Consider the following 24,158-nt stretch of genomic DNA (forward strand, 5'->3'; position numbering starts at 1 on the left):
TTTTTAATTAACTGGTCTTTCTTTATTTTTTCTTCCCCCGTTATCATATTTATGCTGATTTCTATGATCTTTTCTATTTTGCAGGTGAGAATATTCATAGGAATAACCCTTGGCTGCTTCTCTACCTCTTTCGTGCGCTAAATCTTTGCCAGGAGGATTTCTAATTGTTTTTCTTTTTCCTTGTTCAATTTTATTTATGTCAGATTTTAGCCATCCTTTATCTGCTTTACCTAATTTAGGGTCAGTAGATAATTCCCTTAATCTGGCTTGTTTACCACTTCTGCCTTTATTTGATTCAGATGAAGAGCTTGCTTTTTTATCACTCTTCATATTGTCAACGGTATTCTTCAAAATAACACCGGCACCTGCTAGCTCAATCGTTCCTTTTGCGATAGTCGCACTACTAATAAGTGCGCCTCCTGCTCCGGGTAAAGCTCCTACGCCTGAACCTGATGCTGAAACCGAAGCTACCAATCCCATCGTCCCACCTCCAATACTTCCTCCACCATCTACTGCCATTGCAGCACTCAAAATCATAGATGCTCCATGACCGGTAGTTACTCCGTTTCTATATTCATTAGAGTTCGTGGCATATTTGTTACGGAAATTTGTTCCCATGACATCGTCAGCCATAGCAAGGGTAAATCCTTTTAAATGCGCACAACATTCACTTACTGCATCTTCGGGAGCATTTCCGTCAGGATCAGTAAACCTTATCGGGTTATTAAACGCGTAATTATATGGAGACCAATTAGAAAACTCTTCGCTCAAAGGATCCGGACTCATCCAACGTACCCCGTCATTCATGTACATTCGGTTTCCGAAGTCATAAAATCCAGTTTCCTGAAGTTCTTTTTTACCGAATTTGTAATTTTTGAAACTGCTCTGCCCGAAGTAAGCATTACCCGTTTTCAGATGGTTCATTCCGAAAGGATAATAATCGTTACCATCAACAATTTCCAGAACGCCTGCGCTGTTTCTTGCGAAACTTACCCTTACATTTCCTAAATGATCTGAGTAGTTGTAAATATATTGATTTTTTATATAATCATAAAACCCTTCAGCAGTCGGGAAAAACTGTAAGTCAGGAGTTTTTGCATCCACAATAATACCACCACCTCCAAAAGGTGGATCAATAGTTGGCTCAATAATCCCTATTGGGGTAAATGCCTGTGGTTCAAAAGCACGTTTTGACAGCATTAATATTTCCGAGCTTCCGCCACCACTGCCTGAAGTAGTTGTATTAAAATACTGAAAACCGTCTAAATAGTCCGTAGTTTCCTTTGTGGTGGTAGTTCCGGTAACACCAACGGAAGTTTTGGTATTTTCCTTTCTTACTTTTATTCCGTCAGCTCTGTATTTAGTTAAAATTTGTGAATTAACCTGATCAAAACCAATGTTTACCGTATTGGGAAGGTTCAAATGGTTATAAGCGATTTTTGTAATCTGCTTATCCATTAAACTTTTCATATTCCCATTGGCATCATATTCTATTGGAAAACCTGCCGTTCCTTCATATCCTGTACTGTTCCCGCTATTATCCTTGATCTTTATTGCCTGATTTCCTGTATAGGTGTAGGCAAGATTATCGATAACCGTAGCAATACCGCTTCCGTACTCCATTACGGAGGTTCTGTAAAGATCAGTTACATTTCCGTTTAGGTCGTACGTTAGTGATTCCGTATTCTCTTTACTGTAAGGATTGTTAGGGTTTTGATAATAACCAGCCGTTAGCTGGTTTAATTTATCATATGCATACCCATATCTTTTTGGAGTAAGCAAAGGATTGGCACCTAATGTTTCAAAACTTCTCCAGTCTGTCTCTGCAACATTACCGTTAAATCTTGGAATTACATTTTTCCCTGAAAATAGTACCGTATCAGGATTTTCAATTCCGTCTCTGTTTGTATACTTAACTTTATAAGAAAACAATTTTCCACCAAGATCAGGCGTATTCATTTGGTTTTTGTTGATATCCGTCAACCATCCTCTGATATTATAATCATAATCGATACTCTGTAAATTATTACCGACTTTTTTATTAATCAGCTGAGAAATATCATTATATGAGTTCTCTGCTAATAATTGCTCAACATTGTTATCTACCTGATGAAACTGTTGTACCAACCTGTTTTGGCTATCGTAGACAAATCTTTCTTTTACCGTTACCCCGACTTCTCCCTGTTTTCTCAGGTGATACGTGTTCTTCTTTTGCGGAACGCCGGAAAAATCAAGCTCAGTTTCAGTTTTGGTATAACCGCCTAAGTGATTCGTTGTATGGGTTGAAATAAGCCTGCCTACTGAATCATAATAATTATAGGTTTTTGTCCAGTTATTATCTTCAATATTTTTCACATATGATGCCGTTTGAAGGCTGTTGGTTGAGGCATCATTACTCGCATCCAGTGTCTGCGGTAAGGTATACTGTCCCAAAATAGTTGTAGGAACTGAAGGTGCTTCAGGTGGATACGTATCGTAATAATTTACCGTTAAAAGCGTCATGCTTCCCGTAGGAAAAGCCTGTTTATCGTAATACACATCAAGTCCCTGTAAATTGAAAGGAGATGAATTTCTCTTCTCATTATTGTAAGGGTTAGCAGCCATACTGTTCAGCGCATTCTGCATTACCTGTCTCGTTGCTGTATTGGAAAAGAATCCGGTATAAGCCACTCTTCCAAACTCATCGTATTTGGTAAAAATCCAGCCTTTGCTGCTAAAATTGTTATTTACCGTTCTTAAGGCTCCATCCTGAGTTAAAACAGATCTGTCCTGTCTGTCATAAACCGTAAACTCCCAGTCTTTTCCTGGTAGTTTTTTCTCAACCTCCCTGTCTTGTCCATCATATCGGTATTGGTAACAGAGTTCGTTTAAAATGGCATCCGTAATCGTATTATTGTTTTGCTCAATTTGCTTTATTGCTTTAGGAGGGATAACAAAAGCACGCTGGTTGTATTCATTATAGATATAATAGGTATCAACATTTTGTGTACCGTCATCTTTACGGATCAAAATCTTTTGCCCACGTCCGTTTTCAAACTGTGTAACGGAGTTGCCATCTTCGTCAGTTACTGTATTTTTATACAATACCCCTGCCGGATAATATCCTGAGTTTGCGGTAGAAATAGAAAGTGTTGAAACCGTATTGGAGATACCACTTACCGTATTGGTTGAAGTATTAGCAACAAATGCCTTGACTTCATTTCCCGTATTGGCTTCGTACTTAAATTTCTGTGTTTTTCCGGAACTCATTTTCCAAGCATCACCAGCATTTGCTTGCTGCAACACTCGGTCTAACGGTGAGTTTTCAAATTCCTGTTCTGTAAAGGCATTGGGAACTCCATAATAGGAATTTGCCGTACTTTCAGTGGTAATTCCTGAATGGATATTCGAATTTTGGGTGGTAACCGGAACGGGTAATATATTTTTTGCCTGTCTTCCAAATCCGTCGTAGGTAACCGGTGTTACCAAATCTTTTCCGGTCGGACTTGCCTTAACATTAATGATTTGCTTAGGTCTTCCTAATCCATCATAGTAGATTATTGTTTCAGATTTCTTGGTACAATCATCATTTAAACAGGTTTTAGATTGGACATAATTTTCATTGGATTGCGCATTGACCATTCCCGAGATAATCAAACCGAAAATGGATAATGCTTTTATCGTTGAATATTTTTTCATATTTGTGATTATTGTTTGAATTGGTAATTATTCTCTTTGGCTTTCTTTTGGACATAAGTTCCTGCATTATTTTTCCCTCTTATATTTCCATCTCTCAGCCTGCCAGCCGAATCGTACACAAATGTTTCTCTTACTCCCAAAGGCGAAGTAATAGTAGTTACCCCAATCAATGGATCAAAAGTGTAAGTCGTTATTTTCTTACCCGCCAATGCAGATAATTTCCTGAAATCATTTAAAGCATTCAATAGTAAATTTTCTTTACTCGGATCAGAAGCATCATCATGGGAAGCGGAAATAATTGCTGTTGTAGAAACAGAAGCCATCAATTGATCGTACGTAATTCCTTCAATTTTTGCGATCGGCTGTATTTTATCATATCCCCAGATAATCGTTACAGGAATACCATCTTTACCTGTATATTGAATAATATTTCCCATATCGTCAAACTTATCATAGGTAATATCCGTAGATGAAGTATTATTTAATGTATCATAGGATTTTTCAGACAATGGCAATACCAGATTTCCGGCTTGTGTTGTGGGAAGTGAAGTTGGGTAAATAGTTTCTTCCCTGTCTACTGTTTTAGTGATATTCCCAACAGTTTGAGTTTCGATTGTTTCCAACGGTATTCCTACCATATTTTTATCAATCATTAGTTGATTCCCTTTTTCAAGCGCATAAGTATAGGAAGTTTCATTAACCACAGGGGTAATATCCATTGTAGTGGTTTTCTTTTTAGTCAACTGATAATGACTCGGATTACTATAGAAAAATTCATTTTTTGTGGTGATGTTATCCTTGGTAACCTCTTCCTTTTGCAAGAAATGATAATTGGTAAATAGCTCATAGCTTCCGCCTGCGCTATTGGTACTCTTTGAATCCACCAACGCTAGTTCCATAGTACAATTGGATGTCGGAATCCATTTGGTATAAAAGTTAAGACTGCTGGTATCAATTCCTTTTATTGACTTAGTATTAGCGTGATAATCATAATTATATGATTTTGAAGTATTAACTGAATGATAACTTCCTAAATTACCGGATTCCCATTGTCTTGACTGAGGTTCACTCGGGAAATGAAAATAAGGCTCTACAAAACCATATTGGTATTGATTCGTAATTACCTGGTTGGTTTGTACATTCACTTCCTTTTCCTCAACATTAGTGTAGGTTATGTAATTCCCTAAATCAACCAAGGGAAAATAACTTGATGAAGAAAAATTCAACGCATAGCCGTCAAACAGACCTAATATGCCACAAGGAGGTGCCCCGCTCTGACCTTTATAGGAAGCGTATTTAGCTTCTTTGATCTCCATATGATTGGGGTAAGAATAGAAATAACCGGATGATAAATTGGGTTTATCAGGTCTTACATAAGAATAGGTTTTCTTTAAAGTCGGATTGTTATTTTCATCATATGTTGTAATTTCTTTGACTCTCAATCCTCCGAAGTGATAGCTGTCCAAATCTTTTTTTGTTAGAAAGGTCATATTAAGAGACCAATCGGGAAGTGCCAGATTATTATTCATATAATAATTGTATTCCTGTTTTTTAACCTTGATATGTATTTCATAATTACCCGGAAGCAGATCGAACGTATATGTATCAACTCCCAGCGTTCTGTCAACCGGAAACACATTGGTATTGGTATCTACATTATAGATATTAAATCTTGAGCAGTCAATCGTATAATTTCCGTTCGCATCCATGACCTGACAGTCACCCGCAGTAGATGTATAATCTATTCCCCAGTTTTTCATAAAGGATTGGGGTAATATCAGTTTTTTCTTGAAAATATAATAGTTAGAATTTTGAGAAGTGGTCTCGTAATCCAGTGCGGAAGCACTTACCATAACGGTATCTGCTGCATCCATTATCGATAAATCAAGACTATCTCTTTTATAAGACGTTTTGTTATTTTCAAAATCGTAAATAGAATACCCACCCGTAGGATAGATGATCTTTTTAAGCATATTAGCCTGTGTATAATTAGGATTAATGCTTCGGTTAGCTCCAACATTCCTGTGGTGGCTGATCTGAATTCCGTATTGGCTCATGTATTGAGGATCAATAACCATGTTTGGGATTAGATTTCTGTTATGCTGACCATTGTAATACCCCCAATAGTCCTGAGCAAAAGAATTTCTATTCGGAAGATTGACAGACGTATTATATTCCAGCGCATAGCTGTTGACTTTAGTAAGATTTTTGTCATTGTAAATAACATTGTCCAGCTTCAGTCTTTTTGAAAGCTCATTCATATCCAGTCCCTGACCGCAACCATATTGCATAGCCACATAATTGTCTGTTGAATTGAAATAGGAGAAATTAAACTTGATCTGATTCTGTAACACATTATAGGAAAATATATCCACCGAATTAATCAGATTGCTGTATTTTAAGTCACTTCTCAAGCCTGCTTTTGAAAATACAATTTTAACATTATCAGAAATGATATTATCAATAACACTGTTTTTTCCTACCGTTCCGGTCAGACTGTACGAAGTATTATACTCAGCCTTAAGACCGTTGACCAATTGAAGGTTGGAGGTCATGGTATTGTTATAACAGTGATTTCCCTGATTAAAGTTCTCATCTCTGTAATTAAAATAAATATAATTATTGCTTACTGTTTTAATTTTGGTAAGCTTCCATGAGGTAATGGTGTAATCATAAGGCTGTACATTTAATGCAGGAAGAGAACCGTTTTCAGGATCATAATCGTAATACTTCATTTTGCTGTTGTCAAACGCATTATTTTCACCGAAATAATAGATCGTTCCGTCCGTATCAATCACCTGCCAGTAATTTACACCCTGTCCATATGGAGAAATAATTTTAATGTCAGACAGAGGATAAGTAATGATATTATTCTGATTATTCGCTTTATCCTGAGCAAACATAAACTGAACACTTTTTCCGTTGGGAAGCGAAATATTATATAGATCAGATTCATAATCAATGATGGATGTCCCACCCGAACCACTCATATAATTCTGTATAGTAGACTGTGTTGCTGTAGCTGCCTTTTTATCGGTATAAATGAAGCCGTTAGGCTCATTTTCATCCTTCATCCCCCTTACATTTCTAGTAATTTCTCCAAGCCCGTTTAGATTCCAGCCCAGCCCAAAGGAAGTCGCTATTTCGTTAACCTTTATTCCCTTTGCATGGTAGGAAAGGCTTAAATTTAAATCAATATCATCTTTTTTATAACTGTAAATGGGAATTGATATTTGAGGTAAGCCGGAAGCATAAGAAACAGGAGTTTCCGTATATTTCAGCATTTGGTAAGCCTGAGGACTTACAATACTTGGAATTCTTATTTTATGTTCATTTTGGGCACTTAGTGAATACCAAGTTGTTAGTAACAATAAAAATATTATTTTTCTCATTTGTAATTTTTATTTTTTTATGAGTTTGGCACTAGCCGTTTTATTCGTATCAGTCTTAACAGTAACCAAATAAGCGCCCTGAATGAGTGACTGAGTATTGATCTTGGTTACCTTGTTTTTGGTTTTCAGACTTTGGAGTTGTCTTCCTGACATATCATAGAGAATAATTTCAGCATCTTTGAAATCATTAAACCCAATTTCCACATACGCATAATCAGATACAGGATTCGGATAAATTTTGATGTCCTGCTTTACAATTAATTGGTCGATCTGTTTATCGCCAAGTTTTATGATCTTCCAATTTTCAGACCCAAGCGTTTCGGCACTGGTTCCTGCAAGGATAATACTTCCGTCTCTATTGAGCTTTATATCAGACAGCCTTTCTTCTCTCTGAGAGGATTCTCCTTTTACATATTTTCTCCACTGTTCATTTCCGCTCTGATCCAAATAGAGCATCCAAAACTTTTCATCATTGCTCTGAATTCTTCCTTCAGCTTGTGTGTAGCCTCCAATTAAAATCCCTGTAGAGGTCTTATCATCTGCAGAATGTAAAACACTCATTCCCATTAAAACATCTCTGCCATCAAAATTGTAAGATTTCTGCCAGATTTCATCCCCTCTTTCATTCAAGGAAATCAACCAAAGATCAGTTCCTTTTTCAATTCCAACGGTTTTATTTCCTGATCTCTCAGATCTGGATTCTCCACCAATTAGAAATCCTGTAGATGTTAAAACGAGCGTTCTCAAATGATCATCACCTTTTCCACCGAAGTTCTTTTCCCATTCAACCTTTCCTTCTTTGGAAAGTTTAATAATCCAATAATCTCCTTCACCAAAGTTTTCAGTTTTCTTTGAACCTCCGGCATTGCTTCTGGAATAGATGCCTAACAAGGCGCCGCCATCTTTCGTAGGAATCATTTTTTCTACTTCATCTAATCCTTTTCCGCCTAAAATTAATTGTGATAATTCTTTTCCGTTTTTGTCTAATTTGATAATTAAAACATCTTTAGAGCCGTAACCTTTAGCTGAGTTCTGAACGTTTCCAGCAACAAAAAATCCCAGATCAGTAGTTTGAATAACTGATCTTGCTTCTTCATCTGCGTTGCTACCTAGAGTTTTTTGCCAAAGTTCGTCTCCAAACTCATTTAGCCTTATCAACCAAATGTCCGATCCTCCTTTAGAATCATCTTTTTTGTCAAGACTTTTGCCTGAATATGAGGTTGATGCTACTAAAAATCCACCATCTTGAGTTCCGACAGTTGCTGAAAGAAAATCGTGGTTATTTCCAACAAAGAATTTTTCCCAAACTTCTTCTCCTTGTTGGTTCAATTTTACCAAGTGAAAATCGTAACCGTTATTCTGTTTGTTTTGTGTTGATACTTTGGAAGGCTGAATACTGCTTCCTGTAATTAAATACTGTCCGTCAATTGTTGTAGTGACTTGTGATAAGAAATCCTGTGTATTGGATTTAATATCCTTTTGCCAAATAACTTCCTGAGCAGATAAATGGAACAATGCGCACATGAGAAGTGCACCCGAATAGTTTTTTTTCATAAGCATTTGTAAATTTTTTAATGCGCAAATTTATAAATATATTTTGGTTCACAATATGGGGTTTTCCCCATTTTTTATTATTTGTTTTTAATATAAGTTTCTATTACTCTGTAGTTTATTCCTTAATTTATTAACTGTAGCAAAGATATAATCACAGGGCGACAAACCATGTCGTATTATATTATAGATGATATTTTATTTGTTTTGGTTGGAATTTTAAAAATAAGAAAGCGTGGAACTAATCCTACTGCCTTGGAGGTACTGGTATACCTAAGAAACAAATAGAGAAAAGCCCACGCCGGACGTGAGCATCACTATTCTTGTTTCTTTTTGAAATTACCAGTTTACCAAGACAAGAAAAAGCTAATGCTTTATATTTTTTTTCGTTAAAATCTTGCCACGAAGATATAAATATTTTTTCAACGCTCAGTGAGGGAAGCCGTAAGAAATGAAAAAAAGTATATTAATATCCGATTTCTATACAGGTAGAATCTTAAAAAAGTCAGTATATTGTTTTGTCAGGGAAATAATTGTTTTATTTTATTTGACGACGCACACGGATGGGACATAAAGAAAGTTTTGACAAATCCATATTCCACAAATGCTCATTTTTATTAACAATTAGCAAAGCCCTGTCTTTCAAATCAAATTCCTCTACAAAGCAATAATAAAGAAAACGGGTGAGTATCATTTGATTTCTGCTTACCTTTTGATGCAACCTAAAATAAACAGAGTAAGCTGTCTTGTCTTTTTTTAAATTAAGAGACATGATCTGTTCTTCTCCAAAATATTGCGTACCAATAACCCATCCACTTAAGCGCTTTATTCTTCCCATATTGGAAATCGCATATTTACCTTCAAAGCTGGGCAATGGTAACCAATACTCATTTAGAAGGTTCTTAAGAGAAAGATTCAAGATAGGTGGTGGATTTTTCTTATCTATTTTGGGGCTGCCCATTTTTTTCCAAAGAGCTTCATTTAATATTTCTCCTGAGTTAAGTAATACACGAATTTTATTTAAAATACATAAATCACTATTCTCTTCTTTTTTTTGAAGTTCACCATAAACTTTTTGTAATGAAAGCTTCGAAATATCGATATCCCATTTCGGTTCATTTTCGTTAATTATTATAAGTGTTTTATCGTTTATATCAAATTCTTTTACAAAGTAATAATAAAGCAGCCGGGAAACGGATGCGTATACTTTCTTTTCATTATCTTGAAGCTGGCAGCAAAGAAAATAGTTGGTATTGCTATTAAATTCTACAGACTGGGAAACAATCATTTCTTTTAAAAAGAATCTTCGCCCGGCAGAATTCCATCCTCCCAATCGTTTTATCCTCCCTTTATTAGAAATAGCAAACCTATTTTGAAATTCCGGAAGCTTTATTGTTTTCCATTGTTCTTCAACCATGTTATTGATCGACAAATTCATACATGGAGGTGGACTTTTGTGGTCAATAGACGGCTTTCCCAACTTTTTCCAAAGAGTATAATTAAGCAGCCTTCCTGAAGTATCTGGTTTTTCAGGTATTATAAAATCTTCTTCCTTTGGAGGATCGCTTTGCAAAAACCATCGGAATGTTCCTGCGGTTATGCGTTCCTTGTTGATTACGTTCAAAATATTTCCTAAACCAATCTTAAGATGTTTTTCTGCAGCATAAAAATTTTCGAAATCGGCTATGAAATCTCCTTCCGCTGTGTATTGACTGATGGGTCTTAAATAGTCAATATGCACATTCCTTGCTCTGTTCGATCGATATATTCTAAGGTTTTTTTCACGGGCAGAAACTTTCTCTAAGTTATGGCTGTGAACATGGAACCTATTGTTATCTTTAAAGGTAATGACAATAGTACGGTCTTCCCAATCAATTTTTTCAATAAAATAACAGTACACCAAACGGGCTATGGACTTTGCGTATTTTCTTCCCTCCCAAGACAGCCCGCATTGAACATTATAAAGATTATCCTGAAGATAATTGTTAAATTGTTTTGTAAAAATCAGCTTTAAAATCCGTTCTGGTATTATCCGTTCTTTACCGGATAATGAAGTATACCTGCGTTCAAGACTCTTTACGCGTCCGTAATTGGAAATTTCATAATTATCCTCAAAACCTTCAATGAGTTTCCATTCTTCATCAGGAAGGTTTTCCAAGGAAGTATTATATATAACTCTTTTTACATATTGGTCTTCTAATTCGGGAGGTAGCTTCATGAGTCGAAATTTTTTTCTATCTGCAAAATATAATCTATTGGTGTAAAGTAAAAATAAAACTACAAAATATAATGTATTAATAGAATAACGATTATTAAAGTTTTTTGCGCACGAAATGATAGGAAAAAACTCGGTTATGTACTTATTTTAGGATATTTTTATGAATTTTTGAAAGTCTAAATTTTTAAGAAACTTGAAATAAAAAAACAAAGCCGTTTTTTAACTGTTTGAGCGTTTATGATTTCTAGTTTAATGAAGATTAAAGAATAGTAGGAACCTTTTTTATGGGTAAGAAAACTCGGTTATTTTCAATTTTACTAAACATTTTCAAATATCTATCGATGTTTTTTAATTTTTTACCGGAGTACGCTTTTATGGTTCACTTTGCGGCTCTGTGTGAAACACATTCCGTTATTTTCCTTTGCATTAAAAAAACAAGGATGTAGCTGGTGTAGATCAAATAAACTTTTTTTGCATTCCATCATTATAAATCTGCTATAATTTATTATTTGGGGTTAATCCAATGGATTGTTTGGGTTATTTTTCAATGTAAAATTTGCTGGGTTCCAAATGGCAAGTTTTTTTCAAGTTCTAAATATATAATTTTGACAAGATATTTTTCTTGTTGGTAAAGCTTTCCTATTTTGAATACTAACATTTTTCTTTTTATGTCATCCAATTAGTCCAGTTTTTTTGCTCATCCTTTTTTGCTGTTAACTTACTTTTACTCAATTTTGAGTAATATATATTTAAGAGTTTCGGACAAAAATGACCAAAAGTCTGCATCTTTTTATTTACCTGCCTTTTACACAAAAAAATACCGGACAACTATTTTCCAAGGTTTCAGAGTGAAAGATTATTTCCATTGAGCTGTATTAATTTTAAATAAAATGAAAGGGATAGTTTGTTTTTTCTAAAAAAAATGAACACGATTATTTATTTTATTAATTAATTATATTATTTAACTATCTTTCATTAACTATCTTTTTTAAGGTGCTCATGTTTTGAAAAAATGTTTTGAAAGTTTCATGTAATGTTGTCAAAATTTAGGGGTTAATTTTTAAGGTGATGATTATCATTTTAAACTGTTTACATGGTGCTGATTTTTTATTTTCTCCAAAGCTGCGTCAAGAGCATTTTTTTTGTCGGCTTTTAAAACCTGCGTTTTCATACTATCCTTTCTTTTCTCTGCTTCATAAACCAATGATTCAAGCTCAATATCAAATCCTGCATAAAACCCTTTGGTATATCTCGAATAGTATTTAAGTCCCCAATTAATCTGTAATTCTGTCTTTATTTTATCAAGATGATACCTTGTAAAATCAAAGCCTTTTAAGGATTGGTAATCTTTGACCTTTTCCTTACCAGCCATTCTGGTAAATAGCAATTGATTATTGGTTTTGGCATATTGTTTTTTTCCAATAATCGATTTAAGCGCCAAAAAAGAAAAAAGGCACTCCCAATGGAAGTCTGTTTTGTCATTCTTATAAAAGTCCCAGTAAATATGTGTATTGAACCCTACAAATACTTTAGAGTTCCCATATTTTGAATACAGTTGACTACCTTGGGTTAAAGAATTCTTTAAATTTCCTAATGTTACGTTAAACCAGCCTGCTGATCTTTTAAATCTCTCCTCGTCTGTTTCCTCGTAATTATTTAGATCTTCAATAAGAACTGAATGCCTGTAAACAGAGTAATACAATAAGTTGCTTAGAAAATCTTTCTTAGTCTGCTGATTACCTCTTAAAACTCCCTGCATTAGATGAACAGGGAAATTAAAATATTTTACATCAGGCTTATCGGGAATTTTCATACATTTTAATTTTTGCTATATAAAACTATTAAAAATAGTTGTTTAAAACTTCATTGTTAGGTTCTATTGTTTCTAATATATGATTTTAAGTGGCTATAATTACTTCCGGCTTTATAAACTAATCTTATTACCTTTAACCTATTTAAATTAAATATTCAAGAAATAATTATTCAATTCGTTCAAATCTCCCGTATCTCTCTGATTCAATTTCTTTACTATCCTTGCATATCGCTTTGTAATTTTTCCGTTGTAGAATTTTTTAAAATATTTACTATACAACTCTACATATAAATGGTCGTTAAATTCTGCACCAAATGCCTTATTCCATTGTCTCCAAATTTTTGGTTCTATCTGTTTCTCATACATTAAATGAGGATTGGCGGTACGATGCTGAAAATAGCCATTTATCAAGTATAATTTTCGACAATATTGACCAGTAAAAGGACAAACAAAAAACCAAACTAAACCCTTTCCTAAATTTGATATTTTTGAAATTAGTTTAATTTGATAATTGATTTTCTGTTCCTGATTTAGTGTGTATTCTAGGGTTAAAACTCCTGAATCATTATTTATATTGCTATGTATAGAAATACTGTTCTTGTCTCCTGATTTACTGCTCCATGTTACAACACCCGACCTTATAGAGTTAGACTCTAAATAATGATGTTTAGATAAAAATTTAAGCTCTAAAAATCTTAAATCTTCAATTGTTGTTGGAAAAGTTGCATATCTTCCCATAGATTAAGTTTAGCTCTACTAATATACGAAACCTAAATTATTAAGGAAAACCATGGATATGAAATAAGTGAACGTCAAATAAAATAACAATCTCAAAGCTGTCTAGTCCTGAATTTACCCTACATGTTTAACATTGATCTAATCCTTAAAAAAAGTATTTATAAAATTTATAAATTTATTTAAAATTACATCTCCTATAGAAGACCTTTGTAGTATCGATGGCTGGTTTTCCAATAATCCAACAACTTCCTGCTTGGTTGGGGTTCTTTGGGTAAAAATGTAATCTTCTGTTAATTTTTTGAGCTTTTCGGCATTCAACTTTTCCTCCTCTACAAATTTATTGAATGCTTTTAATTTTTCGGCATCCATAAAGGTATTATAGTCATCTTCTATATTGTCGGATTGGATTAATGGAAGATTTTCTATTATGAATTTTTCAATTAATTCTCTTTTGCTACGTAGTTTGGTTTCTCCTGCTACTAAATCTAATATTTCTTTTTGTCTACGTTCTTTTTCTTCTACAGTTGTAGCTTTTAAATTAGCCAATAATGCAAGGATATAGCTTACAGTAATATCATCACGATGAATTAATTCTAATTCAAAATCTACTTCATCAAGTATTGATGTCTTTGCTTTTACTTCTCTTGTTTTATCGTATAGATCTAAATATTTTGATTTATAATTTTCAAATTCTTGTTCATCTAAATCAATATCCTCAAAACTAAAATCTACATAAGAAGAAATTACATTTTTTAAGCGAATTACATCTCTAAATGCTTTTATAAATTCTAACTCATCATCTTCTGAAGCCAAATCATCAACAGCTTCAAAGTTTGGAACAACTTCAATTAATTTTTGGTAGGCTTCGTTTATGTCTTTTACATATTTTTCATAGGGCTGCATTATGATAATTTCTTTAGCTTCCTTATTTGAAAATAATGCAATGGCATCATCAGTAGCTTTTTTAAGATTTCTGAAAGCAATTATATTTCCTTGCGATTTCTTTTCTCCTAAAATCCTGTTTGTCCTTGAATACGCCTGTATTAAGCCGTGATGCCTTAAATTTTTATCTACATATAAAGTATTCAATGTTTTACTATCGAAACCTGTTAGAAACATATTTACTACAAATAAAATATCTATTTGTTTTTGTCTTACTCTATTTGCAATGTCTTTGTAGTAATTGTAAAATAAAATACTATCTCTGGTTGAATAGTTGGTTTTAAATGTTTGGTTGTATTCTTGAATATATTCTTCCAATACATCACGAGTATGGGGATTTACTTTTGCATCTGTAAAATCAAAATCCTCTTCTTCGATGCTGTTGTGGTTCTTTTCATCTTCGTTGGCTGTATAACTGAAAATTGTCGCAATATTAAGATTATGCTTTCCTTGTTTTTTAAGCTCTCTAAACAAGTTAAAATACTTAATTAAAGTCTCAACACTATTTACACAAAATATAGCTGTAAATTCTCTATTGTGCGTTTTTATTGAGTGTTGCTGAATAATATAACTAGCAATCTTTTCTAATCGTTGTGGACTTTCCATTAACTCCTTTGTGTCAATAGATTCTACTTCAACATCTATCTCATTTTGTGAGTTTTCTTTTTCTTTATATTTCCCAACATATTCGACTGAAAAGCGTAATACATTTTCGTCTTTAATCGCATCAGTAATAACGTATTGATGTAATTTTTCACCAAACAAACTGGCAGTTGTTTGTTTAATCCCTCTTATAGAAGTTGCATTATCTACAAATATTGGCGTTCCTGTGAAGCCAAACATTTGATAGTTATTGAAATACTGCGTAATTTTTTTATGGGTATCTCCAAATTGGGAACGGTGGCATTCATCAAAAATAAAGACAATCTTTTTATCCTTAAGATTATCCATCGTTTTTAAATGATGCTCTTTTGTTATGGCGTTATATAATTTTTGAATGGTAGTTACAATTAGCTTATTATTAGCATCATTGAATTGATTTACCAATGATTTTGTATTGTTCGTTGTATCTACACAATCAGGTTTAAAAGCATTAAATTCCTTGGCAGTCTGATAATCTAAATCTTGTCTATCTACACAAAAAACAACTTTATCAACTTTTGGTAACTGTGAAAGAATTTGACTTGCCTTGAAAGATGTTAAAGTTTTACCTGAACCTGTTGTATGCCATATATAACCATTATGATTACTATTTTTCACCTTATCAATAATTCTTTCTACTGCAAAGAACTGATAAGGTCTTAAAACCATTAGCATTTTATCTGTATCGTGCAAAACTATATACTTGGTTACCATTTTAGACAAATGACATTTTTCAAGGAATGTATTTGCAAAATCCTCTAATTTAGAAATACGTTTATTGTTGTCATCTGTCCAATAAAATGTTTGCTTAAAATCTGGCTTTTTATTACCAAAATTGCTGAAGTATTTTGTATTTACTCCGTTGCTGATAACAAATAATTGAATGAAATTAAATAATCCTGTATTTGAAGAAAATGAATGTTTTTGATAACGGTTGATTTGATTATAAGCTTCTTTTAATTCCAAGCCGGTTTTCTTTAATTCGATTTGAACTAACGGTAGACCGTTTATTAAAATAGTTACGTCGTAGCGGTTTTTATACGAACCTTCAACTGTTATTTGATTGGTAACTTGGTATTCATTTTGACACCAAAAATCCATATTGATAAACTCAACATACACTAACTCATTATTATCATTTTTGAATGCAAACTTATCACGAAGTAACAAGGCTTTTTCAAAGATGTTGTTTGACTTTGAAAGGTGGTTTAGAATTTGTTTGAAATCACTATCAGAAAAAACCTTATTGTTATGTTTTTCCAATTGCTTCTTAAGATTAACCAATAAATCTGATTCATCTTTAATTGTTACTTTATCATATCCATTAGCAGCTAATTGACCGATTAAGTTTTGTTCTAATATTAATTCTGATTGTGATGTCATTATTTTTATAATTCAATATCTGGATAAAAGTTTTGTAATTCTTGTTCGTACCTAATATAATCCATTTCATATAGTGCAAAGCTGTAACTACTAAAAAAGCCAGCACTATCTTGTTCATCAAGCCATTGATTAAATTCCTCGTAATCTTCATATTTATACTTATTATCTGTTTTGCTATCTATTGAAAAGAATAATTTTAATATATAATAAATATAATTATCTGTAGAATTAATAACCATAACCGCAAAATCGACATCGCTTGAAATTTCTTTTGGAGATGGTCTACCATGAGATATATCTCCTCGTTTATTTCTAATAGTTCCAATTTCCGCAACAAAAACAGAAATATAGTTTAATTCTTCTATTTCAGTAAATTCCTTTAACTTTTTAAACATTATTTTGACTAATTGCTGAACTGTTTTATCTTCAATTTCAGACGTAGAATAATTGACATCTAAAGTTGATAATATTGACTTAGAAATACCCTCAAAAAGTGATTTACAACTTTCTATTGATATATCAGGATTTGTTTTTATGTTATTTTCTATAAGTTCTAAAATAGTATGATAATATTGAAAGTTTTCAAAAACTTCAATATGCTCATTAATAATATTTCTAGTCAATTTCATCATCAAACAAACATTTGTTGTAATAAACCTTTTTTATATTCTTGTGTGTCTTGTATTTGATTTGAAACTAATTCTATTTTTTCATCAATTCCTGAAAGGAAATTGGCGATTTTAGTTTGTTCACCAATTGATGGTAATAATATTTCTAAATTTCTAATTATTCCTAATGATAAAAACTTTTGTGTACCACCAACATTTTCTTTTTTGAATTGGTTTAGAATTAAACTCGAATTTAAATAGTGTATTAAAAAACTGTTTTTTAAATCTTTTTTTTCTTTAATCAATGCAACATTTTTAATAGCAAATTCATCAGATTTTAATAATACAGGATTTCCAATTGTACCAATCATTCCAAAAATAATATCACCAATATCAACTTTAGACCTTTTGTTAATTTTATCAAAGTCAATTTGAGTAATAAATTCTACATTTTTGAAATCAAGTTTTCCATTTGAATTTAAATTTTTAGAAGTAATTAAGGGATATCCATTGTCAACATATTTTGGGCTATCGTGAGTACCATCTCTGACATCACTAATATTACCTAAAACAACTTTCTCCCAATCTTCAAAGTCATTACCATTATTATCTTTAAACCTTATTTCTTGGTTGAATATTTTTTGCATAATGCCTTTTTTATAGTCTTCTAAAAGTACTTTTTTTTCTTTTAAAAGGTTTAGTTTTTCATCTACTGCTGAAAGGAAATTGGCAATTTTGGTTTGTTCTTCAATAGATGGAATATTAACTTTAATTTCTGACAATCTAGTTGTAGAAATACTTAATACTTTCGTTCCTTGAGCAATTGTTTTAATTTGAATTTTAGAGTAATCAGATTTCATTAAATAATTACCAAAACCCAACGCAATATCGTGTAAATCTGGTCTTGCAATAAAAGTATGTAATCCTGCCAATACATCTTCTTCATTTAAATCAATTATTTCTAAACACTTTCCAATGTCGTCATAATCCTCTGAAGCATCTGCAATAACTAAATCCTTTACTTTTAAAAAATTTTCATTTGGTATTTTTTCTAATGAAATATCATCATTAATATATGGAACTAATTCATTTTCAATTTTAAACAATGAATTAAATTTTGAATGAATATCACCATAATGAATATTTTTTACAAGTCCATTTTCATAATTTAGCTTATCTCTTGATAAAGAATTTGTACTTCTGAAAGAATAAATTTCTTTAAAATATTTATGCTTCCAATCATCCCTAAACTCTTGAAATCTTAATTTTGGTTGAAGTGATTTCATATTAAAAAGGTGTTTTAATATTTAACTCTTTGCAAAATGTAGCAATTGTATTGTCAACCTCTTTCATTTTAATTTTTACTGTTTGTAATTTATCTGCAATTGCATCAATATTAATTTCAATAGCTTCTTCAAATGTATTTACATAACGAGGAATGTTTAAATTATAATCGTTTGCTTTTACTTCTTCGAGTGTTGCAATGTTTGAATATTTTTCAATTACAGTTCTGTTTTGATAAGTAGCTATAATTTTATCAACGTCCTGTTCTCTTAAAACATTTTGATTTTTTACTTTTTCAAAATCGTTACTTGCATCAATGAATAAAATGTTTTCTGGAGTTTCTTTGCATTTTTTTAAAACCAAAATACAGGTTGGAATACTTGTTCCATAAAATAAGTTAGAAGGCAAACCAATAATTGCATCAATGTAGTTTCTATCTTCGATTAAATATTTACGAATATGACCTTCAGCAGCACCGCGGAATAAAACACCGTGAGGAGCAATACAAGCCATAATTCCGTTATCATCTAGCTGGTGTACCATGTGTTGAATAAAAGCAAAATCGGCTTTAGTTCCCGGTGCAAGTCTTCCGTATTGTGAAAATCTGTCATCATTAGAAAATAAAGGATTTGCAGACCACTTGGCAGAAAATGGAGGATTAGCTACAATAGCATCAAATTTAAAATCTAAGTGTTGTGGTTTTTCAAGCGTGTCTTCATTTTTAATATCGAATTTATGATAATTGACATCGTGCAAAATCATATTCATTCGAGCCAAGTTGTATGTTGTACGGTTTTGTTCTTGTCCGTAGAAATGCCCTACTTCTTCAACTTCTCTAGCTACACGAAGCAACAACGAACCACTACCACATGTTGGATCATAAACAGATTTTAATTTGTTTTTACGGGTAGTTACAATTTTAGCTAAAACAGTGGATACTTGTTGCGGTGTATAAAATTCTCCTGCTTTTTGTCCTGCACCTGCTGCAAATTGTCCTATTAAATATTCATATGCATCACCCAAAACATCACCATCAGTATTGTCTAGATCGAAATCAATTTCATCTAATGCAGTTAAGATTTTAACAATAACATCGTTTCTGTCTTTTGTCGTTCTTCCAATTTTAGTTGAGTTTAAATCTATATCATAAAATAAATTATCAAAGTCGTCTTGGCTCTCCGAACCCATTGTACTTTTTTCGATACTATTTAAAACATTGGCTAAATCTTCTAAAATGAATGTGCTTTGTATTTGCTCTTCATCATCTTCATTAATAACCTTTGCATTACCTTTTTTAGCAAGATTTGTAAATAGTTCTGATGGCTTTAAGAAATAACCTAATGCGTCAACAGTTGCCTCTTTTAAGGCTTCTAAAATAACTTTTCCGTCCGTGCTGTTTTCGTCTATTTCACTAAATACTAATCCATCTGGTTTTAGGAATTCATTTGCCTTTCTTTCTAATTTCTCTGAAAGGTATTTGTAGAATATAAAACCAAGGATATAATCTTGAAATTGATTCGCGGAAATTTTACCTCTTAATATATTGGCTATTGCCCATAATTGGGTTTCTAGAAGTTTCTTTTGTTCGTCTGACATTACTAACTTTTCATTATTTTGGTAAATATATAATTTAAAAATATTTTTTATTTATTGTTTTTTTCTTTTTTTGATTGCGCTCTCAAATGCACGACACCTTATTATTGAATATAATCAAGGTAAGAATGATTTCAATCAAAAATTCAACCCCCCTCTTCTTTTGATAGTGGAATTTTATATATTACAAGATTGTCCCAGTTGAATGCCATTCTTTTAATAGTATGGTGCAAATTGTCAGTTTATCTCTTTTGGAACATTTGCTTAAACTATTATTCCAACCTGTGTATAATGGTTTTCTGTGGAAAATACGCACCACTTGACCAGTTTAAAATTTTGTCAATAATTTGAATTTTTATTTGAAGGTGGGGATTGTTTTTAGTCTTCAGGATTTTATAATATTTTTCCTTGTATCTGGCAAATTTATTACGATTGGCTTCCTGCTTCAAATCGTCCCAAAACTCAACTTTTCTACTTTTACTAATAAACTGCACCTCCTCTGTTTTTAAGTTACTAAAATCAGGTGAATTGTTTATTATTAAAACATTTTCCCATTCGCTTAAAATTTTCTGTGCTAAGATTGCGTATGTTTCAATTTTCAATAAATCTGAAACGGTCTTGATTCCATATTTATTAATATTTGCACTTTTCTTACTTTTAACTTCAAACCGAAAAGTATCTTGGTTAATACCATACTCCGGAAATTCCGAAAATTGTAATCCTTTTGCATATGCTTTTATTTGTTTGTAGTTCGTCGCATGTGTAATTTTAAAATATTTATTCTTAGATTCGGGAATCATAAAGACTGTCTTTTTATAGAAATACAATCCGTTGACAAGGGTTTTAACATCAATATCAGGAGTAAGATTTAAACCAAACTCAATATTTACCACTTTCAGAATATTGTATTCGTGGGGTTCTATTTTTAAATAAGTCAGAATATCTAAAACGGTTTTAATACAATTGTCAGGCGTTAAATCATTACCATTATGGTGGTATTGGTTATAATGATAATGTGGGCTTATTGAAATTTCCAAGTGATGAAAACCGACTAATCCACCATTTTCAAAGCTCTTTCTAAAATCCAATCTCATCAATTTACCATACTTACAAAAACCAATATAATTATTATTACGGTGTTTGTATTTTTCAAACCCTTGAACTTTTGCAAGTCTTTGGATAATGCCCTGATCTGTGGTACTTAGCTTAAGATTATCTAACATTCAATATCTTTGTTATTGTATGGTTGCCACTATAACATATTTGAATACAAAGAGAGCTGTTAAAGGCTCTCTTTTTTATATTCAAAAAGTTCTGAAGTGATATTGCCTAAATAATCTATTAGCCCATAATCATAAACAATACAAAAAACGACATCAAAAGGCAAACTACATTCTTTTGATATTTCTAAAAGTTCTGATATAAAAGATTCCATTATTAACTCAATTTATTTTGATTAATAATCTGATCTACTTCATTTCGTTTGAAGTACACACGGTTGCCAAATCCGTAACTTGGAATCATCTTGTCCTTTCTCCATCTGTGGAGTGTTGATAAATCGATTTTTAAGAGTTTACAGACTTCCGAACGTGTTAGATATTCGGTGGGTTGGATGGGTTGGAATTTGGCAGATAGTTGTACCGTTAGTTCAGGAATCAAAGAATTTTTTAATTCTGTGATCAGGTCGGTCGGGTTTGTGCCGATAAATTGAATTTGTGTCATAATGATAATTTTACCTTGTTATTATGACACAAAATTATAGGTATTGAAAACTGAGGGAGTGCAAAAGCACTCCCATTTCACTCCCGTATGATATTGCAATATGTTTTAATCAGTATTAGAAATAAGCCTTTTCATTTCTTCAAGATATTGATAAGAGGTATATTTCTCGATTTGGTAATTAGGTGATTTTGATTTTAAGTTGAGTCTATTTTTATAAACAAATTCTTTTGGGTCAGCATCCAATAAAATTCCTGTAATTTCATTTGCTTTTGCTTCGCCAAGAGTTGTAAATATAGGCAGATCGAAAAAACCTAGTTCCTGTAACAAAGCTAATTTTTGAGGATTCTTATATTTTATTTTTAATATGTTTTCCTTTTTTTTAGAGGCTTGGAGAGATTCAGCTCTATTTATTAAGAATTTGGCGATCTTATGATATTCAATATATTCATTCTTGATAAATCTAGAATAATCAAATTTAATAGACTTGTTTTCTATATAAGCATAACTATGAAGAAATTTACGAGATAAATCGGTTAAGTAAAGTTCTGAATTAATACTCATCATTCTTTCTAAAAGTATTTTTAATACTTCATTTGTTATTTTTTCATAATGAACTATATATACATTATTTCCTTTATGCGTAACCGTCTCATCCCAATTAATTAATTGAGGTGGAAATAAAAATATTTTCCTTTTATAACATCTTAAAATATAATTTTTGATAGCTTCTCGTAATATATTACTCAAATTTAAAGTGTCAAATTGTACATCTATAAATGTTCCATATTTCCTTTCAGATAATGTAAATTTAAAATCCAACGGATGAACTTTATATTTATCATATTTATTAAATAAATTTTCCCCTATAAATGCATATTCATCTTCAGTGGGATTATATTTTAAGTATTCTTTTAAATTTTTCGAATATTCATTTTTGAAACTATCAAAATTATCATATAAAGGAATATGGTAATCATCCATATTATTAAGATTTAATAAGTTATTTAGCTTTGTCTGATTGTATTTTTTAACAAATATTTTTTTCATGATTATGTATTCTAAGTCTAATAATAATTTTTGCTATGTAAGATTATATAGAATTTTTTTTGAAAAATACGCTGATAAATTATGATGTCTTTTGCTTTTCTGACAATTCTTTAAAAGTCTGAGCCGTTTGCATAGCCCAATCATCCGCAGTCTTACCGATATAGTTTAAAAACATAGATTCTGTTTTATGACCTGTAATACTCATAAGCTGAGGTGTAGTAAACAATTTATTTCCATAAAAGTTTGTAGCAAATGAACGTCTACAAACATGAGACGAAACTAAATTACATTTTTCAGTTTCTACAATTTCATTCTTTTTGGTAATTTCATTGTAAACTTTCCCTTTTACAATTTCATGAATACCTGCCAATTCACATACTTTCTTTATATGTTTGTTAAATAAAGTAGAATTTGAATCAGGATTATCAGCAAATATTGGAGGAAAATCACCATTATATTTATTTAAAATAGTTTCAACTTCATGATGTAAAGGAATAACAACTTTCTCTCCTGTTTTTTGTTGTGTAATTTCAATGAATCTAAATGAATTCCCTCCAGAATCTGTTTTAGTATATATCATTCTTTTTGTCATTCTAAGCAAGTCACTAGCTCTTTGTCCTAAATAACATCCTAACACTAACCAATCACTAGCAATCCTCCAATCTGTATTTAAAGTAATAATATCTTTTACTTTTTCAATTTCATTTAAAGACAGAAATACTTTATGCTCACTATTAGTCGTTCCAGTACTAAACCCTGCTATTTGATGATTGATCTGCTTTCCATTATTTCTTGCATCAAAAAGTACAGTTTTAAAGTTTTTAATAAATCTTGTTGCCGTAGTATCTAATAGATTACATTCGACAATAAGATAGTTTTTAAATTCTAATAAAACCTTCGCACTGATTTCTTCAATCAAATATTTTTTTTTCTTATTCTTTTGATAATCTGTAAATCTATCTTTTAAGTTATTATACTTCCCAATAGTACTGTTGGTATTAGAAGCGATGCTTTTTTTGAAAGATATAAAGTTTGAAAGATAAATTAAGAGAATACTATCATCCATTTTTTCATCAATACGATTATAAAAAGAATTTATTTTTTCCTCTAACCATTCTTTACAAAATATAATTCCTTTTGCATAATCTGAGTTATAACTTTTCATTACAAAAGTTTCTAATTCATTAAGCTCTAAAGCTAAATTTTTAAATTCCGGAAGTTTTTGAATTGGTCTTGCTGTCTTGCTACTCCAAAATGCTGGATTAATTGTTTTACCTGTTTTAGCTTGAAAAACTTTTTCTCTACTTAATGAAAAGCGTAAATATATTTGAGCATTATCTGAATTATGCAATACGCGAAATTTAACTGTTGCCATCAATTGTATTTTTAATAATTCAAATATACAAATTATTCCAACCATATTTCAACCATATTGAAATCTATTGAATCTTATTGCAATTTAAAAACACTATAAACAACTATAAATAAAACATATAACGTAGCATATACAATCTTACCATTGCTTTAAAATTCAATATTCAGGTACG

Annotated in this window: 15 protein-coding genes; all 15 read right to left on the bottom strand. The window is 31.7% G+C overall.

Annotated features, from left to right (window positions below; translation table 11 throughout):
• Nucleotides 1-3: 3 nt before the first annotated feature.
• The gene (locus EG348_RS03015) at nucleotides 4-3,678 is read right to left on the bottom strand and encodes a DUF6443 domain-containing protein (RefSeq protein WP_123980545.1); all 3,675 of its coding nucleotides are present in this window, start codon (nucleotides 3,676-3,678) and stop codon (nucleotides 4-6) included.
• 8 nt (nucleotides 3,679-3,686) lie between these two features.
• The gene (locus EG348_RS03020) at nucleotides 3,687-7,070 is read right to left on the bottom strand and encodes a hypothetical protein (RefSeq protein WP_123980547.1); all 3,384 of its coding nucleotides are present in this window, start codon (nucleotides 7,068-7,070) and stop codon (nucleotides 3,687-3,689) included.
• A gap of 9 nt (nucleotides 7,071-7,079) precedes the next feature.
• Entirely contained in the window at nucleotides 7,080-8,624 is a 1,545-nt protein-coding gene (locus tag EG348_RS03025; protein WP_123980549.1) for a T9SS type A sorting domain-containing protein, read from the bottom strand.
• Nucleotides 8,625-9,159: 535 nt separating this feature from the next.
• Nucleotides 9,160-10,839, bottom strand: a complete 1,680-nt coding sequence (locus tag EG348_RS03030) for an NUMOD4 domain-containing protein (protein ID WP_123980551.1) — start codon at nucleotides 10,837-10,839, stop codon at nucleotides 9,160-9,162.
• A gap of 1,075 nt (nucleotides 10,840-11,914) precedes the next feature.
• On the bottom strand, nucleotides 11,915-12,652 hold the full coding sequence (locus EG348_RS03035; RefSeq protein ID WP_123980553.1) for a hypothetical protein: 738 nt from the start codon (nucleotides 12,650-12,652) through the stop codon (nucleotides 11,915-11,917).
• A gap of 147 nt (nucleotides 12,653-12,799) precedes the next feature.
• A complete protein-coding gene (locus EG348_RS03040; protein WP_123980555.1) occupies nucleotides 12,800-13,390 on the bottom strand; it encodes a hypothetical protein in 591 nt (196 codons plus the stop codon).
• A 138-nt stretch (nucleotides 13,391-13,528) separates the two neighbouring features.
• Nucleotides 13,529-16,357 carry a type I restriction endonuclease subunit R gene (locus EG348_RS03045; protein WP_123980557.1) on the bottom strand — a complete coding sequence of 943 codons (2,829 nt, stop codon included), beginning with the start codon at nucleotides 16,355-16,357 and terminating at the stop codon, nucleotides 13,529-13,531.
• Between the two features lie 5 nt (nucleotides 16,358-16,362).
• Nucleotides 16,363-16,989 carry an abortive infection family protein gene (locus EG348_RS03050; RefSeq protein WP_123980559.1) on the bottom strand — a complete coding sequence of 209 codons (627 nt, stop codon included), beginning with the start codon at nucleotides 16,987-16,989 and terminating at the stop codon, nucleotides 16,363-16,365.
• Complete coding sequence (locus EG348_RS03055; RefSeq protein WP_123980561.1) at nucleotides 16,989-18,251, bottom strand: restriction endonuclease subunit S; 1,263 nt, start codon at nucleotides 18,249-18,251, stop codon at nucleotides 16,989-16,991. The genes EG348_RS03050 and EG348_RS03055 overlap by 1 nt, the downstream gene beginning before the upstream one ends.
• 1 nt (nucleotide 18,252) lies before the next feature.
• On the bottom strand, nucleotides 18,253-19,845 hold the full coding sequence (locus EG348_RS03060; protein WP_123980563.1) for a type I restriction-modification system subunit M: 1,593 nt from the start codon (nucleotides 19,843-19,845) through the stop codon (nucleotides 18,253-18,255).
• Between the two features lie 269 nt (nucleotides 19,846-20,114).
• Complete coding sequence (locus tag EG348_RS03065) at nucleotides 20,115-21,065, bottom strand: hypothetical protein (RefSeq protein ID WP_123980564.1); 951 nt, start codon at nucleotides 21,063-21,065, stop codon at nucleotides 20,115-20,117.
• A gap of 59 nt (nucleotides 21,066-21,124) precedes the next feature.
• Nucleotides 21,125-21,277: a hypothetical protein gene (locus tag EG348_RS21620; RefSeq protein ID WP_164463246.1), complete on the bottom strand. Its 153-nt coding sequence runs from the start codon at nucleotides 21,275-21,277 to the stop codon at nucleotides 21,125-21,127.
• A 2-nt stretch (nucleotides 21,278-21,279) separates the two neighbouring features.
• Nucleotides 21,280-21,564 carry a helix-turn-helix domain-containing protein gene (locus EG348_RS03070; RefSeq protein ID WP_123980566.1) on the bottom strand — a complete coding sequence of 95 codons (285 nt, stop codon included), beginning with the start codon at nucleotides 21,562-21,564 and terminating at the stop codon, nucleotides 21,280-21,282.
• Between the two features lie 105 nt (nucleotides 21,565-21,669).
• Nucleotides 21,670-22,611 (bottom strand): hypothetical protein, encoded by a 942-nt coding sequence (locus EG348_RS03075; RefSeq protein ID WP_123980568.1) that lies wholly within the window; start codon nucleotides 22,609-22,611, stop codon nucleotides 21,670-21,672.
• A 79-nt stretch (nucleotides 22,612-22,690) separates the two neighbouring features.
• Complete coding sequence (locus EG348_RS03080; protein ID WP_164463247.1) at nucleotides 22,691-23,986, bottom strand: phage integrase SAM-like domain-containing protein; 1,296 nt, start codon at nucleotides 23,984-23,986, stop codon at nucleotides 22,691-22,693.
• Nucleotides 23,987-24,158: the final 172 nt, after the last annotated feature.

The sequence above is a fragment of the Chryseobacterium sp. G0201 genome, from assembly GCF_003815655.1.
In the GTDB taxonomy this organism is placed as follows: Bacteria; Bacteroidota; Bacteroidia; order Flavobacteriales; family Weeksellaceae; genus Chryseobacterium.

Coding starts and splice junctions, on each gene's coding strand:
- EG348_RS03015 (WP_123980545.1), bottom strand. CDS start 3,678: ATGAAAAAATATTCAACGATAAAAGCATTATCCATTTTCGGTTTGATT.
- EG348_RS03075 (WP_123980568.1), bottom strand. CDS start 22,611: ATGAAAAAAATATTTGTTAAAAAATACAATCAGACAAAGCTAAATAAC.
- EG348_RS03030 (WP_123980551.1), bottom strand. CDS start 10,839: ATGAAGCTACCTCCCGAATTAGAAGACCAATATGTAAAAAGAGTTATA.
- EG348_RS03055 (WP_123980561.1), bottom strand. CDS start 18,251: ATGAAATCACTTCAACCAAAATTAAGATTTCAAGAGTTTAGGGATGAT.
- EG348_RS03025 (WP_123980549.1), bottom strand. CDS start 8,624: ATGAAAAAAAACTATTCGGGTGCACTTCTCATGTGCGCATTGTTCCAT.
- EG348_RS03060 (WP_123980563.1), bottom strand. CDS start 19,845: ATGTCAGACGAACAAAAGAAACTTCTAGAAACCCAATTATGGGCAATA.
- EG348_RS21620 (WP_164463246.1), bottom strand. CDS start 21,277: ATGGAATCTTTTATATCAGAACTTTTAGAAATATCAAAAGAATGTAGT.
- EG348_RS03070 (WP_123980566.1), bottom strand. CDS start 21,564: ATGACACAAATTCAATTTATCGGCACAAACCCGACCGACCTGATCACA.
- EG348_RS03045 (WP_123980557.1), bottom strand. CDS start 16,357: ATGACATCACAATCAGAATTAATATTAGAACAAAACTTAATCGGTCAA.
- EG348_RS03020 (WP_123980547.1), bottom strand. CDS start 7,070: ATGAGAAAAATAATATTTTTATTGTTACTAACAACTTGGTATTCACTA.
- EG348_RS03035 (WP_123980553.1), bottom strand. CDS start 12,652: ATGAAAATTCCCGATAAGCCTGATGTAAAATATTTTAATTTCCCTGTT.
- EG348_RS03040 (WP_123980555.1), bottom strand. CDS start 13,390: ATGGGAAGATATGCAACTTTTCCAACAACAATTGAAGATTTAAGATTT.
- EG348_RS03050 (WP_123980559.1), bottom strand. CDS start 16,989: ATGATGAAATTGACTAGAAATATTATTAATGAGCATATTGAAGTTTTT.
- EG348_RS03065 (WP_123980564.1), bottom strand. CDS start 21,065: ATGTTAGATAATCTTAAGCTAAGTACCACAGATCAGGGCATTATCCAA.
- EG348_RS03080 (WP_164463247.1), bottom strand. CDS start 23,986: ATGGCAACAGTTAAATTTCGCGTATTGCATAATTCAGATAATGCTCAA.